Source organism: Levilactobacillus muriae (assembly GCF_045862015.1).
GTDB classification, from domain to species: domain Bacteria; phylum Bacillota; class Bacilli; order Lactobacillales; family Lactobacillaceae; genus Levilactobacillus; species Levilactobacillus muriae.
Genome location: NZ_BAAFRU010000017.1, coordinates 40,056 through 55,338 on the forward strand (window position 1 = coordinate 40,056; position 15,283 = coordinate 55,338).

A 15,283-nucleotide genomic window follows, 5' to 3' on the forward strand; every position below is an offset into this window, starting at 1 on the left:
ACCATGAAATTTATTCATGCGGCTGATTTACATTTAGATAGTCCGTTTTTGGGGCTGCAACATTTACCCAATGTTCTGTTGGCACAAGTGCGCAAGTCGACATTTTCCGCTGCAACTAAGGTGTTTGACCAAGCGATTACCGACCAAGTGGACTTTGTGTTACTCGCCGGCGACCTCTTTGATCGGGCGGAACAGAGCGTGTCGGCACAAGCCTATTTATTTGAACAATTTGAACGACTCAACGACGCTCAAATTCCGGTACTGATTAGCTTTGGTAATCACGATTACCTTGCCGATCAACATCAGACTGTGGCATATCCGGCCAATGTAACTGTGTTTGGTCCTGAAGCTGAAACGAAGACGTTGACGTTAGATTCAGGCGAGACCGTTGCTATCAGTGGCTTCAGCTATCCGCAACGCTGGGTACCGGATGACCAAGTCGGTCAGTTTCCCTCGCATGCGGCGACTGACTGGCACATCGGCATGTTACACGGTGCTGTCAGTACCGGGCGTGATGACCATTACGCGCCATTCACGGTGGCTGAATTGTTGACGAAACACTACGACTACTGGGCATTGGGGCATATCCATCACCGGCAATTCTTACATGAACAACCGCCGATTCTATATGCTGGCAACACCCAGGGGCGTGCCATCACTGAGAACGGGACGAAGGGCGCTTACTTGGTGACCAGTCAACAGGGGCGGTTGGTACCCGAATTCTTTGAAACGGCGACAATCAACTGGGAAGCAATCACGTTGTCCGGTGGCGACTCCCTTCAAACGCTAAGTCAACAGCTAGTGGAGTGGTTAACGGCGCATCCCGCGGATCGCACAACACTGACGGCTTTCATCGTTCAGGTGGAACAACCGCTGGCCAGTGAGGATACTGCACAGCTGAAAAGTGGCGATTGGTTGGCCCTCTGGCAGAGGACCCAGCAGCGTGCTATGCGGGCGGCCCAACGCTATGTGATGGCCGTTAAGGTGGCCGCTCTGACGGCCGATGTGGTGCCCCCACAACTGGACCAGCATTACTGGGAACAGGGGGCCGCTGCGGTCTTTACGCCGGAGAATTTACAGCAACTCTTTGGCAAGCTCAATCAGGACCAGACACTGGCGGAGTGGTTCGTGCGACCGCAGACAGCGACAGAAGTGGAGGCCGCAGCGCGTCAGCAGTTGGCGGAATTGATGGGCGAGGAGGGGAATCATGGCGCTTAAACGGTTGACAATCTACGGTTTTGGTAAATTTCATGATCGGACCTTTCCACTAAATACCGGCTTAAATATTCTGCTGGGGCCAAATGAGGCAGGAAAGTCCACGCTGACGCAATTTATCGGTGCTATCTTTTTTGGCTTCCCAACGAAGAAGCACCCAGAACTCCGCTACGAACCCCTCGATGGCAGTCGCTTCGGTGGCGAGATTGCCTTTACTCAGGATGGAACGAATTATCTCGTCAGTCGCGTGGACGGTCCACATGGGGGGAAGGTCACGTTGCGTAACGTGACCCTCGACTTGGCGTTACCGGCGACCGCGTTGGCCCGCATACTGGCACCAGTTGATGCCCAGCTTTTCAGCAATGTTTATGCCATCAATGAGCCCCGGTTGGGAACCGTTTTTGCGGCATCCAAACAGGAGCTGATTGATCGGCTGCGACACGTGGGAGCGGTCGGCAGTGACTTTTGGTTGGCTCAAGCACATCAGCTAGATGGCGCTGCGGATGACCTGTATAAGCCACAGGGCCGCAAGCCGCGGCTGAACCAACAACTTCAGGAATATCAAGACTTAACTGAGAAATTAAATCGCGCAAATACCAGCTACACAACCTACTGGGAGCTCTTACAAACGCAGCAGCAACAGCGTTCACAGCAAACAGAATTGCAGCAACAACTCGCGGTGCAACGACAGGTGGCCAGTCAATATGACCAGCAATTATCACTGTGGTCAACGTACCAGCAATGGCTAGCCTTAGATGATACCACAACGTCTTTAACTAGTGGTTTTCAACAGAGCGATGCCACGGCCTTAGAACGGTTAACGAACCAGGTAAATGCCACAGCAGCAACCCTTCAGGGGGATCAGGAGCAACTAGCCGGGTTGCAAAAGCAAGCACAATTGCCACCACGCTTTCAACAATATTTATTAGTTGCGGCACAGGTTGATCCGCTGATTGCACAGTTACCTGACGTGACGATTGCGGCGCGGGAACGGGAACGATTACAGACTGAACAGGCTGAGCTTCAGCGTCAGGCTAGCGATATTGAACACCAATACGCCAAGCACGGGCAGATGCCGCGGGCGTTTTCTCTGGCGACCACGCAACAGGTTCAAGAGTTAATGGCGAGTCTGTCGATGGCAAATCAGAAACGGCGACGGCTTCAGCAAGAACTCAATCAACTCAACGAACAGTATCGCAAACAGCAACCGACGCGGCAGCAACGCAAGAATCCACTGGCTGATAAGCAGGTTGGTTGGTTGGCCACGGGTCTGATCGTGCTGATTGGGGCGATGTTTCTCCCCGGAACACTGTTTAAGTTAGTGGGTGCGCTGCTTGGTGTGGCCGTGGGTTACTATGGCGTCTTTATCGTGGATAGCAGTACACCAGCTAGTCGGCAAATGCAGACATTGGCGGAAGATATTCGCGATGTTCAGGCGCAGTTGCGGGAGGGCGGTAGAGATAGTGATCATCTGACCCAGCAACTCGATGATATTGGAGATGCCCACGGACTGAGTGACTTGGCGCCAGAGCAGTGGAATGCGGCCCAGGATGCTATCGTGACGTGGGATCGCCTTACACAACGTCTCGAGAATGCGGCTGAACAGTTGGCAACGGTGACAACGACGGTCACAGGCTTTCAAGCGGCCGTTCAGCAGGCATTGCCAGCGGTGGCAACGGCTGACTTTACACAGTTGGCCCGTGAGCTACAGGACTTACAAAGCACGCAGCAGCGCTTAAGAACGCAGGAGAGCGATGTTACGGCGGTAGCCAGTCGGTTGAAACGCGATCAAGTGGCAGTAGATCAAGCACAACAGGCGGTCACGACCTTCTTGCAGACGCGAAATTTGCGAAGCACGGATGCTTTTTATCAGCAGTATCAGCAGGTTCGTGAGCAGGGAAATCGGACACAACAACGAGCAGCCTTGGCCGAACAGCTGGGAGCGCAAAATTTAACGGCGCTCCAGCAGGTTACCAGTCACGAGGACCTCGGCCAACGGGCCCGGTCGGCTACGGCACAGGTCACAGATCTACAACAGCAGTTAGACACTGTGACGGAGCACCTCGCGACCATTGCCGGACAGTTAGATCATTTGACCGCCAGTGGCACACAAGCCAGCTTGCGGCAAAAATTAGCGAATCTGGCTGCGCAAATGCAGACGACTACCCAACAGTGGCTGATCGATCGCTTGGTCAGTCAATGGATAGCGGCGACTTTGGCGGCGGCATCTGGTGACCGTTTGCCCCAAATCGTCAAAACGGCTAGCCAATTCTATGGTAAATTAACGGAAAACCGGTATACTGAAATTGAACTCACTCCAACCACGCTCCGGGTCAAACGCGCGGATGGTAATTGGCGTGCAGTGGGGCAACTGTCACGGGGAACGGCCGAGCAACTCGACTTTGCTGTGAAATTAGCCTTCGCTGTAGTCATGGCGCAACAGGTGGCCATGCCGGTGATTATCGACGATGGTTTCGTTAATTTTGATGCCGATCGACGGCAAGCGGCTTACCAGTTGCTGGCAACCATTAGCGGCGATATTCAGGTGATTTTATTGACCGCGGATGATGAGGTTGCAGATAAATTGCCCACAGAAAATTTAATTCGATTAACTGATTAGGAGGGGCTAACATGGCGGCAACAAAACAATTAATGGACTATGCAGTGGACGAAGCGGTCGACCTATTTGTTTTATTAAAGTCGGCAGACGTTCGGATGGCGAAGAATGGTAAACAGTACATTGCGCTAGTCTTTGAAGACCGGTCCGGAGAGATTTCTGGTAAATACTGGGACGCTTCCGAAGAGGATGTTAAAAACTACGTGTCTGGTCAGATTGTGCATCTGCAAGGTAAGCGAGAGAACTATCAGACTCACCCACAAATTAAGATTTTTCACCTGCGCTTAGCGAAGCCAGGAGAGCCAACTGATCCAGAGATGTTCATTGAGCAGGCACCGATGGATCGAGCAGCTATGGAGGATTACATCAACCAGACCATTTTTGAAATTACCCAGCCAACTTGGAATCGGTTGGTGCGGAAGTTACTGGGTGAATATCAAGATCAGTTCTTTACCTTCCCGGCAGCTAAGAGCAATCACCATGCGTTCAAGGGGGGACTGGCCTTCCACACGATTTCAATTTTGAAGTTAGCGCATTCAGTAGTCAAACAGTATCCAGACTTAAATGCGCCGCTGCTTTTTGCTGGTGCAATTCTGCATGACTTGGGCAAAACAATTGAATTGTCCGGGCCCCAGTCGACGACTTATACACTAGCTGGTAATCTGATTGGACACATTGTCCTGATTGATGGCGAACTGGTTCGGGCCTGCGATCCGCTGAAGTTGGATCCGCAAGCCGAGGATGTCTTACTCCTGCGGCACATGATTTTGAGTCACCACGGCTTGTTGGAATACGGTTCGCCTGTGCGTCCTGCGCTGCGTGAAGCCGATGTACTTCACCAACTGGACGAATTGGATGCGTCGATCATGATGTTGGATACGGTCGTGGATCACACGGAACCGGGAGAATTCTCGGAACGGGTATTTGCTTTAGATGGCCGTCGCTTCTACCGTCCAACGACGGATGTACCAGAAGAGAAAAAAGATTAGGATACAGGATTTTTTTGATAAAATCTAAAGGTTGAAAGCCAAAATATTTGTGTTACTTTTGCGGCAGTAGGAATTATCACAGCTAAATTAGTGACGATGGTCGCACTCCGGTGGTCAGGGATTCCGCTTGCGGGGAACGCCTCCAGCCAAAGGACGGGCTTCCAGCTCGCCTGAAAGCCGCCAAGTGCAGGCGTCTCTCAGGTCGTCCCACGATGTAAGGCCGGGGGAAAACGCCCGGTCTAACATCGTCGACACGGCTAGCTCCATCCCTGGCCGCCTCCGGCTCTGATTGTGCACATCAATTCCAATCACTGAATTTCAGGTGGCTGTTAGTGTTTAAACATAAAACAATAACGTTTCTATCGGCATAATCCACGTTGCCTCAGACCAACCACGTAAGCCGAGAGGTGGGCAGATATGGGCTCAGGCGCGTCGTTCTACTTAGTCAGGGGGTGCTTTTCCCACTGGCTTAGTAGAAAACCAAGCTTGGAGACTCGGTACTTTCGAGACTTCAAGTTGTGTTCGCACCGATCCAGCCCATATTTGCCGGCCGGTAAGGTGATGACTGGACGACGTTAATTTTAGTTTCGTTGTGGCAACAGTCATAATGGATATTTTAGATCTTTCAACCTTGAGATAAAATTTAAATATTATGGAAAACCACGTCGTTTATTGCGAGCGTGGTTTTTATTTTGAACTAAGGGTTAACCCCTAATTGTTCACACGACTTTTACGACAGTAAGCATTGTCACTGCCCAGCAAGACACCGCAGAGGCAAAAAAATCCCCAGTTCACCGACAAATATCGGTGGACCGGGGATTCATTTTATTCGGAAATTACTTGGATGAAGATGATGAAGTGGTGGAAGAAGACTTGCTTGATGATAAGTAATCAGACAAGATGTTCTTCAAATCGTTATCCTTGATGGAAACGTCACCCTTCTTCAAGACCTTGGCAACCACGTTGTGCAGAACAGTAGAATCGTTCATGTCGTTGTCAATAATTTGCTTCTTAAGTTCAGCCTTGTGTTGGTTGATAGTGCCCTTACCAGGGTTCTTCAACATCAAGATGACGTGGTAACCGTATTGCGTCTTAACAGGCGTAGCGGTGTATTCGCCAGTCTTCAGCTTGAAGGCAGCCTTCTTGAAGGTTGAGTCAAGGGAAGTATCAGTGCTATCGAAGGCACTCAACTTACCACCCTTGTTCTTGGTAGCCGTATCAGTAGAATACTTCTTAGCTAACTTCGTGAATTCAGTCGTCATGTTGCTCTTCTTGGTACCCTTTAAGTCGCTGATAATCGTGTTAGCAGTGGACTTCTTGGAAACTAAGATGTGCGCAACAGTAACTTCTGGTTCGTAGCTCTTGAATTGCTTCTTGTATTGCGCATCAGTAACCGTCACGTTATCCTTAACGGCTTCCTTCAACAGTAAGTTAGAACGAATTTCAGTCTTTAAGCTGGATTCCGTCATCCCACTTTGGGAAAGAACACTCTTGAATGATGAACCATACTGTGCCTTATAGGTATTGAATTGCTTAGTAACAGCGGACTTCTTGACCTTACTACCGTACTGCTTTTCCAAGACCTTGTTCAGGATCATTTGTTGCAGAACTTGCTTACCAGATGAAGTTCCCTTCAAACTGCTGTAGTAAGCACTTTCGGTGACTTTACCACCGCTAGTGGTTGCAACGGTTTGGTTCCCACAACCAGCAAGTGTTACAGTCAGTAACAAGCCAGCAAGAGCGATAAACCATTTCTTCATATTACTCAACACATCCATTCATCAAAATTGGTGTAAACACCATACTTGGATATCATAACACAAATATGGCGAAACCTAAAAAGGTACGCGAAGCTTTACAAAAAGTTCAAATTTAGAACTCATCCCAGCGTGAGACCGTATCCTGAATCTCTTCCACGCGAGGGGCAATTTTAAACGCAAACTTTTCAACGTCGCTCTGAATATCTTCGATAGCTGGGGTGGCAGCGGTGACTGCCGTATTAAGGGCCTGAATCTTTGCCGTCACGTCATCCTTGGCTGTTTTGACATCGTCGACCTTGTTGGCGGTATCCTTGATCTGGTCCCCAAGCTGTTTGGCCCAAACGCGCGGATCTTGCTTGGTCAACGTAAAGTAGGCTGCCAAACCAACACCAGTTGCCAACGTGATACCGGTTAGAAATTTACCAAATCCCATGATTAACCCTCCACGTGTGCTTTGATCTTCGACTGGATAGCGGCATAATCGTCTGGCGTGTAGTTGCCGGAATTATCTTTGAAGATCATTTGGAAATCATCGTCGTCAGTATAGCGTGGAACCAAGTGGAAATGGGAATGAAACACGGATTGATAGGCCACTTTACCATTATTATTGACGATGTTCATTCCTGTAATGGCAGGATTTGACGCCTGAACGGCACGGGCGATTCGGGGAATCCGGGAGAAGACGGCCGCTGCGAGATCGCTGTCGTAGGCGAAGATATCCTTGACGTGGGTCTTGGGAATGACCAGCGTGTGGCCGGGGGTTCCTTGTGAAATGTCTAGGAAGGCCTTCACGATATTATCTTCGTAAACGGTGTAGCTCGGGATATCTCCCTTTAAGATTTTGCAAAAAATACAATCGTCATCATAGTGCGGTTCGAGTGTCATTTTATCCATGAAATCTCCTTCTTTCGGGTTGATTTCGTCTATTATACACCATCGTTAGGGGCGGATTCACCTGGACCGTTCGTTCACAGCCTGCGCTATGGTATAATAGCTGAGTTATCACCGACCGTTAGAGCTTTGTGACGTGACTGAAATTGCGTCGGGCATTGCCTTACCGGATGACGTCATATCTAGGAAGCTAGCTTGACGCTAATGAACGCTGTGCACCTATAGTTTTCCGCGCGGTAGCTGAATACTAAGGGTTGTGATTGTTTAGTGGTCATTAAAATTTATCAAAAATACAGTATCACTCAACGAACAGTGGGTGGTCAGGAAATGAGGGAATGTTTATGGCTTTAGAAGTTAGCCACGTTGTGGGGGGGTACTCCCAGATTCCCGTCTTAAAGGATATTAGTTTTGACGTTAAGGACGGCGAATTGGTTGGTTTGATTGGGTTGAATGGTGCCGGTAAATCAACGACGATCAATCACGTTATTGGATTATTAACGCCCCACAAAGGGACGATTACGATCAACGGCGTGACAATCGATCAGGATAGTCAGGCGTACAAGCAACAGATCGCTTACATTCCTGAAACGCCGGTTTTGTATCAAGAACTGACGCTGCGGGAACATCTGGAAGTGACCATGATGGCGTATGATTTGGACCACGATCAGGCGTGGGCGACGGCTCACGAGCTGTTGAAGACGTTTAGATTGGATAATAAGTTGGATTGGTTCCCCGCGAACTTCTCCAAAGGGATGAAGCAAAAGGTCATGATCGTCTGTGCCTTTTTGACGCAGGCCAAACTGTTTATTATTGATGAACCCTTCCTGGGTCTGGATCCACTGGCCGTTAACGACCTACTGAATTTGATTGAAGACCGGAAGAAAAAAGGGGCCAGCATTCTGATGTCGACCCACGTGCTGGACACGGCGCAACGGTACTGTGACCGCTTTGTCCTGTTACACGATGGTCAGGTTAAGACTGAAGGGACTCTCAGTGAGTTACAAGCCGCTCTTCCCGAAGCGGGGGAATCGCTGAATGACATTTACCTGTCTATGACGAAGGTCGATCGCGCATGACCGGTCTATTTAAGACGCGGCTGCAGCGCCATCTCCGGGAAATGGCGAAGTATTTGCGGCTCGTGTTCAATGATTTCTTTGTCTTTGCCTTGCTCTTCTTGCTAGGTGGCTTGGGGTACGGCTATTCAAATATGTTAAAAACGTTAAAGACCGGTTACTGGTGGGCACCTGTGATCGTACTGCTGGTGTTGGTCATTGTGGCTCAGATTGGGCGGTTTGCGACATTGATTGAGGATGCTGATCGGGTCTTTTTGTTGCCAAAGGAACGGGCGATGAACGCCTACCTAGTGGCAGCTCGGCGGTATAGTCAGGGTCTGGCACAGGCCACTCAGGTGATTGCCGTCTTCCTGTTGGCGCCATTTATGAGCGTGACCATGGCGTGGCCGGTACTGAGCTTGGTTGAACTAGGGCTGGCCCAGATCATCTTAAAGGATGCACTGCTCCGTTTGGATTTGGCGAGTGCCTATCAGGTGACGGGTCAGACGCGAGTGAACCGCTGGGAATTCAAGTGGTTGCTGAGTATTATCGTGCTGGCAGCGGGGCTCTGGACACTGCCAATCGTTGCTGTCGGTCTCGCCTTAGTACTCGACATTGCTGTGGCCGTCTGGTTTGCACAGCACTGGCAAAAACAACAGATTCGGTGGCGTGAACAGATTAAGATTGAAGATAATCGAATGCTGGGTATTTACCGTTTCTTCAACATGTTTACCGAAGTACCCATGTTAGCGGGTACCATCAAACGCCGTCGTTATCTCGATGGGGTGTTCAAGCTAATTAAGCCACGCCACGATAAGTTCTATCTCTATCTTTACAGTCGTGGTATGGTGCGAGGCAGTGAATTCAGTGGGTTAGTCGTTCGGCTAACTGTGATTGGCATGCTCTTGCTGTACTTTGTACGGGGCGAGTGGTTGCCTGTGATTCTTGCGGCACTGTTCATCTACCTAATTGGGTTTCAATTGCTACCGTTCTTCCAGCAGTATGATGATGTGGTGTTTACCCACGTCTATCCGATCCTGCCGGCACAACGTTTAAAGAGCTTCATCACGCTAGTTACCCTAATTCTAAGTGTGGCGGCCTTACTCATGTGGCTGGTGGTTGTTGTGGCTAATCCACACCTGATAACGGCTGGCGTGACGTTGCTGGTCGAGGTCATTGAAGTTTGGTACCTCGCCAGAATCTATACGCCGCAACGGCTAGCCCGTTCGATTGAAAATAGGGCTTGACGTAGCCCCGGTTTCCCCATAGAATTAATGATAGCTGACAAATCGAGGAGGGGTGACCATGGCACTGGATATCAGTGACGGTTGGAGTCTGTATCCGCTGGGCGGGAACACTGGCACGGCGTATATGGGGACGAAGGCTTCACAAAAAGTGTTTTTAAAACAAAATGCGTCACCGTTTCTTGCCGCGCTCTCGATGGAGGGCATCACACCCCGGTTGGTGTGGACGAAGCGGCTTGCCAGTGGGGATGTTATGACGGCCCAGGAATGGTTGAACGGTCGAACGCTGCATCGCGAAGAAATGCGCGAGCAGCGGGTCGCTCGGCTCCTACATCGGGTTCATCATTCTCACCTGCTTCATGATATGTTATTAAAAGTCGGCGGACGATTTACCACGCCCGCCCAGTTGTTAACTCGCTTGCAGCCAGCCTTAGCTGCTGACTTACGGCGCCATCCGTTGATTCAGTCAGCGTTTACAGCGTTACAAGCTGAGCAACCGCAACTGCCCAAGACGCATTACGAAGTATGTCATGGTGATCTAAATCACAAAAATTGGTTGTTGTCTGACCGACGGCGCTTGTACTTAGTCGATTGGGATGCGGCAACGTTTGCCGATCCGGCTTATGATCTGGGTGCCTTGCTCTGTGAGTACGTACCACTGGAAGAGTGGCAACGGTGGCTACAGGACTACGGCGAGAGGATTACGACCGATTTAACGGCGCGGGTCAACTGGTATGCGCGGATTCACTGTTTAACAGTGATTGCCGACAGTTACCATCAACAGCGTTTTCAAATTATGAATCAACATTTAATCTTATTAGAAAAACTGACAAGAGAGTCAGTGACGGACTAAGCGTCGGCGGGAGCGGGGAAGGACCTTGCGCCCGCCGTTGTGATTGAAGGAGGAATTGGACATTGCGCGTGCGTAATAAACCGTGGGCCAAGGATTATGTGGCCGAACACACTGAACGACTAGTTGAAGAACCAGAACCATTGAAAGGCAATTGGCAGAGCCGTTTTCCTAAGGAGCAACCATTGTACGTTGAAATTGGGACCGGGAAGGGTCAGTTCATCGTTGAAATGGCGAAGGCGCATCCCGACCGGAACTTTATTGGCATTGAAATCCAGTTTTCCGTCATCGCGGCTGCCTTGAAGAAGGTTGTGGCGAGTGAACTGACCAACATTCAATTGGTTCACACGGATGGTGAAGCGGTCAACACGTTCTTTGCGGCGGGTGAAATTGCCGGTTTGTACCTGAACTTTTCCGATCCGTGGCCTAAGTCACGTCATGCCAAACGTCGGCTGACGTCACCGGTATTTCTGGCACACTATGCCGATGTCTTACAACCAAGCGGGTCCATTCAGTTTAAGAGTGATAACCGTGGTTTGTTTGAATATTCTCTGGGAAGTTTAAACAATTTTGGCTTAGTTTTCGATGGTGTTTGGCTAGATCTGCACGCCGCCACGGATGATGTGGAAGACATTCAGACTGAATATGAACAAAAGTTCTCGGCGAAGGGGCCCATCTACCAGGTGATTGCCCACTTTCCGATAGATTCTAAAAATTAATCATGAGGGCCCGTGGGGCAAACAGTGGTGGTGACACCGGTGTTTGTTCACACGGACTTTTTTTAGAAAAAGTTTTAAAAATAAAATATATTTCGGCCCTTTTTACGGAGTTAAAGAGTAAAGGGGATGACGACTATGTTGATGGCGTTACTGAAAGGGAAGTTGATTGATGCAGTGGGTGCAAAACGGCTTCAGGGTTACATTTGCCCGGCCTGTCAGCAACGCGTGATCTTACATCATGGGACCCGTGTCCAGCCGTACTTTGCCCATTGTTCCAAGGAAGTCTGTACAATTATCGGAGAGGGTGAAACGCAGCAACACTTAATAGGAAAGCGACAACTGCTGATATTCTTTGACGCCTGGGGAACGGTATCTTTAGAGCGAATTCTCCCAGATATTCAGCAACGCGCGGACTGTTGGGTAGAACGAGACGGAAAAAATCCAATTGCTGTCGAGTTTCAGTGCAGTCCGATTATGACAGGACAGGTTTTGGGGCGAACTAGAGGCTATCAAAAGCTGGGTGTTTATCCCTTTTGGATTTTGGGAGAGCGCTACAGCAAACAAAAGTTAGGGTGGTCGCTGATCGAACGGTTTGCCACTCGGTTGCGTGGGTGGGGACTGTGTCTCCTATTTTGGGACATCCAGCGACAGCGCATGCGAATCGACCACCATCTCTATCAGGATGCACTGGGTAACTATCATGGCCGAACAGCCTGGCTGTTAAATATCGAGGAATTGGTTGCCGGAAATCAGTTACCGCTGCCTAAACTAGTCTTGGATTATCCCAAGTGGCGCTCTCGCTTGGCACGTGATCTACAGACGAAGCGGCCCGCAGTATTAGCGATTCAGGAGGTTCTTTATCCTACGGGACATCACGTATTAGACGTTCCAAATTTTTTGATGACGACGACGGTGACACTACCAGTTTTCGGCCAAGGACTTTTGTTATGGCGTGCGTTAGTGATGGCACAACTATTTGCGCTACCGGTATTGCGCATTACGGGAGCAACGATGAACGTGCTTGTGGTGAAAAGCTTTAAGACGGTTGGCGGTCATCAACAAGCCGTCTGGTTTTCAGCTGATGAGGCACTGCTCAAAGCGCGATATAGGTTATTAGCCGATTTAGTAGCTCTTGGTTATTTACGGCCAATTGGAGAGAATTGGCAGATTTGTCGGCAACCGAAGTGGGTGGGTGAGACTAAGTGAATGTTAAAAAATGATGAGATGAAATAAAGCCCCAACCCCCAACTCTCCCAACAAAAGTGGTAAACTGTTGATATGCAAAAATTAAAGGAGGATTAGGAAAATGAAACAAATTCCCGAACGTACGGCAGTTCCTGAGGCTTTGACTTGGGATCTGACCCCGATTTATGCCAATGACGCAGCCTTTAAACAGGCTGTTGCCGCAATCAAAGCGCAAGCCAAACAGGTGGCGACCAAGCAAGGTCAGTTAGCTGAAAGTGCCGGTGATCTTTACGAAGTGACTGCCGCAATCTTTGACCTTAACCGTCAGTTAGAAAAGGTGTACGTATACGCCTCCCTTAAAAACGATCAAGATACCAGTGATGCCAATGCACAATCACTATCCGGCCAAGCTGAAAGCTTAGTTGCCTCAGCGGCTGCGGCAACTTCCTGGTATGAACCAGAAGTCCTTGCCTTGCCACAGGTTGTCTTACAGGCGCTGATTGATGCCGAACCCCGGTTGACTGAATACCAACACTTCTTTGATGTCTTGGGGGAACAACGCGACCACACTTTAACGGCAGCTGAGGAGAAATTACTGGCAGGTGCCAGCGATATTTTTGGCGCTTCCGCTAAGACCTACAGTGTGCTGAGCGATGCCGACCTGAAATTCCCCGTGGTTCAAGATGAAGCGGGCAATGATGTTCAGCTTTCCGAGGGTTTATACGGTGTTTTGCTACAATCAACCCAACCTAAAGTCCGTGAGCAAGCATTTAAAGCCCTGTACAGCGTTTATCAACAATTCCGGCATACATTTGCCAGCACGTTGTCTAGTGAGGTTAAAACGCATAATTTCAGTGCTGAGGTTCGGCACTACGGCAGTGCCCGTGAAGCTGCGATGAGTGGTAATAATGTGCCTGCTGTCGTTTACGACACGCTGGTCCAGACGGTCAATGACCACTTGGACTCGTTGCACCAGTACGTTAACCTTCGCAAGGAAATTCTCGGGTTACCCGAACTCCACATGTATGATTTATATACGCCAATTACTGGGGAACCCAGTTTGTCGTATACTTATCCTGAAGCTCAGCAGGAAGCGCTCAAGGCACTGAGTGTGCTGGGGCCGGATTACGTGGCCAATGTGCAGAAGATGTTTGACGGTCGAGCAATCGACGTGGTAGAAAACAAAGGGAAGCGGACGGGAGCCTATTCCGGTGGGATGTACGACACCAAGCCTTATATTCTTCTGAACTGGCAGGACAGTCTGGAAAGCCTGTTTACGCTGGTCCACGAAATGGGTCACAGCATGCACAGCCACTACACCCGAACTAATCAACCCTATCAATACGGGGACTACTCGATCTTCGTGGCAGAGATTGCGTCGACGACGAACGAAAATCTCTTAACGGATTACCTTTTAAAGACGCAAACGGATCCACAAGTCAGAGCTTACGTCCTGAACCATTACCTGGATGGTTTTAAGGGGACGGTCTATCGTCAAACTCAGTTCGCTGAATTTGAGGATTACATTCACCAACAGGCGGCGGCCGGTGAAACGTTAACCGCGGACTTCATGAGTAAGTTCTACGGCAGCTTAAACCAGCGTTATTATGGGGACGGGGTCATCTCCGATCCACAGATTGCGGACGAATGGACGCGGATCCCGCATTTTTACTACGATTACTATGTTTACCAGTATGCCACTGGCTTTGCAGCCGCAACGACATTGGCACAACGTATCCTGAGTGGGGATGTTGCTAAGCGTGATGCTTACCTGAACTACTTGAAATCTGGGAGCTCTGCCTTGCCAATTGAAGTGATGCAGAAGGCCGGGGTCGACATGACCAAGCCGAATTATTTAGAAACAGCATTTAAGACTTTCGACAGCCGGCTGGCCGAATTTAGCAAGCTAGCGCATGACTTGAAAAAATAAAGTTAAAGAAGCATTACCTGACTGTCATAGGTAGATGGTTGGCAATGATAAAAGCTGGCGTCATCGCTGCATATTTTGCAGGGATGACGCCAGCTTTTTAAGTGATGTCGAATTATCTAATAGTCAACCACGCCCGTTTAAAAACGGACGCTTGTGGTCGCCACACCCTATGGCATGGCGACCACAATTTGCTTAGATACAGCGTTTGCCTACGAATAGGACTTATCCGCTAATTACCAAAGCCTTTTAGGTCCGTAGGTTGCCAGACGGACGTATTTCTGTATTTCTTTCTTACAAGGTGGCTAGTCCCTTAGCCAGAATGTTTTTTGCTGCATTATGATCCCGTACATGAAAAATCCCACAGCTGGGGCACGTCCATTTTCGATCAGCTAACGTCAGCTTGTTCTTACCCGTCATGATGTGTCCACAATGGCTACAAGTTTGCGTCGTATTCCGGGGATTGATCGTCACAAACTCTCGGCCGTACAAGTCAGCCTTATAGGTCAACATACCCAACAACGTTCGCCAACCCACGTCCGAGATACTCATTGCTAAGGCATGATTACGTAACATATTTTTACTCCGCAGTTCTTCAGCTACGACTAAATCGTGGTTTTTGATCAAGGCCGTAGAGACGTGGTGCAGAAAGTTTTGACGTTGGTTGGCAACTTTAAGCTGTAATTTAGCCACTAGTAGGCGTTGCTTTTGGTAGTTTCGTGAATCTGACAAGCGTCGATGCATCTTTTTAGCCCGTCTGGCCCGCCGAGACAGTACTCGTTGTTCCTTGGCCAATTTACCCTTAATCATTCGGTAGTAACGCGGATTATCAAT

Annotated in this window: 13 protein-coding genes; 9 read left to right on the forward strand and 4 right to left on the reverse strand. The window is 49.4% G+C overall.

Annotated elements, in window-relative coordinates:
* Window positions 1-3 precede the first annotated feature (3 nt).
* The 3 genes from ACKTSF_RS11425 to ACKTSF_RS11435 are packed head-to-tail and all read left to right on the forward strand — an operon-like array spanning window position 4 to window position 4,821.
* The gene (locus ACKTSF_RS11425) at window positions 4-1,218 is read left to right on the forward strand and encodes a metallophosphoesterase family protein (protein WP_407889536.1); all 1,215 of its coding nucleotides are present in this window, start codon (window positions 4-6) and stop codon (window positions 1,216-1,218) included.
* Window positions 1,208-3,835, forward strand: coding sequence for an ATP-binding protein (locus ACKTSF_RS11430; RefSeq protein ID WP_407889538.1), 2,628 nt, complete (start codon window positions 1,208-1,210; stop codon window positions 3,833-3,835). Before ACKTSF_RS11425 ends, ACKTSF_RS11430 begins: the two co-directional genes overlap by 11 nt.
* A gap of 11 nt (window positions 3,836-3,846) precedes the next feature.
* Complete coding sequence (locus ACKTSF_RS11435; protein WP_407889539.1) at window positions 3,847-4,821, forward strand: 3'-5' exoribonuclease YhaM family protein; 975 nt, start codon at window positions 3,847-3,849, stop codon at window positions 4,819-4,821.
* A gap of 836 nt (window positions 4,822-5,657) precedes the next feature.
* Here ACKTSF_RS11435 and ACKTSF_RS11440 read toward each other — a convergent pair.
* The 3 genes from ACKTSF_RS11440 to ACKTSF_RS11450 all read right to left on the reverse strand — a co-directional run bounded on the left by ACKTSF_RS11440 (window position 5,658) and on the right by ACKTSF_RS11450 (window position 7,475).
* Window positions 5,658-6,581: a peptidylprolyl isomerase PrsA gene (locus tag ACKTSF_RS11440; RefSeq protein WP_407889541.1), complete on the reverse strand. Its 924-nt coding sequence runs from the start codon at window positions 6,579-6,581 to the stop codon at window positions 5,658-5,660.
* Window positions 6,582-6,693: 112 nt separating this feature from the next.
* Window positions 6,694-7,014 carry a hypothetical protein gene (locus tag ACKTSF_RS11445; RefSeq protein WP_407889543.1) on the reverse strand — a complete coding sequence of 107 codons (321 nt, stop codon included), beginning with the start codon at window positions 7,012-7,014 and terminating at the stop codon, window positions 6,694-6,696.
* A 2-nt stretch (window positions 7,015-7,016) separates the two neighbouring features.
* On the reverse strand, window positions 7,017-7,475 hold the full coding sequence (locus ACKTSF_RS11450) for an HIT family protein (RefSeq protein ID WP_407889545.1): 459 nt from the start codon (window positions 7,473-7,475) through the stop codon (window positions 7,017-7,019).
* Window positions 7,476-7,813: 338 nt separating this feature from the next.
* Here ACKTSF_RS11450 and ACKTSF_RS11455 point away from each other — a divergent pair, with 338 nt between their 5' ends.
* The 6 genes from ACKTSF_RS11455 (at window position 7,814) to pepF (ending at window position 14,452) form a co-directional block, all read left to right on the forward strand.
* Window positions 7,814-8,548 carry an ABC transporter ATP-binding protein gene (locus ACKTSF_RS11455; protein ID WP_407889546.1) on the forward strand — a complete coding sequence of 245 codons (735 nt, stop codon included), beginning with the start codon at window positions 7,814-7,816 and terminating at the stop codon, window positions 8,546-8,548.
* Window positions 8,545-9,771, forward strand: coding sequence for an ABC transporter permease (locus ACKTSF_RS11460; RefSeq protein ID WP_407889548.1), 1,227 nt, complete (start codon window positions 8,545-8,547; stop codon window positions 9,769-9,771). The genes ACKTSF_RS11455 and ACKTSF_RS11460 overlap by 4 nt, the downstream gene beginning before the upstream one ends.
* Window positions 9,772-9,829: 58 nt before the next feature.
* The gene (locus ACKTSF_RS11465) at window positions 9,830-10,621 is read left to right on the forward strand and encodes a phosphotransferase (protein ID WP_407889550.1); all 792 of its coding nucleotides are present in this window, start codon (window positions 9,830-9,832) and stop codon (window positions 10,619-10,621) included.
* Between the two features lie 62 nt (window positions 10,622-10,683).
* On the forward strand, window positions 10,684-11,337 hold the full coding sequence (trmB, locus tag ACKTSF_RS11470; protein ID WP_407889552.1) for a tRNA (guanosine(46)-N7)-methyltransferase TrmB: 654 nt from the start codon (window positions 10,684-10,686) through the stop codon (window positions 11,335-11,337).
* 126 nt (window positions 11,338-11,463) lie between these two features.
* Window positions 11,464-12,543 carry a competence protein CoiA gene (locus tag ACKTSF_RS11475; RefSeq protein WP_407889554.1) on the forward strand — a complete coding sequence of 360 codons (1,080 nt, stop codon included), beginning with the start codon at window positions 11,464-11,466 and terminating at the stop codon, window positions 12,541-12,543.
* A 100-nt stretch (window positions 12,544-12,643) separates the two neighbouring features.
* A complete protein-coding gene (pepF, locus tag ACKTSF_RS11480; RefSeq protein ID WP_407889556.1) occupies window positions 12,644-14,452 on the forward strand; it encodes an oligoendopeptidase F in 1,809 nt (602 codons plus the stop codon).
* A 291-nt stretch (window positions 14,453-14,743) separates the two neighbouring features.
* Here the strand turns inward: pepF and ACKTSF_RS11485 are convergent.
* A partial coding sequence (locus ACKTSF_RS11485) for an RNA-guided endonuclease InsQ/TnpB family protein (RefSeq protein WP_407889558.1) occupies window positions 14,744-15,283 on the reverse strand: 540 nt, incomplete at its 5' end.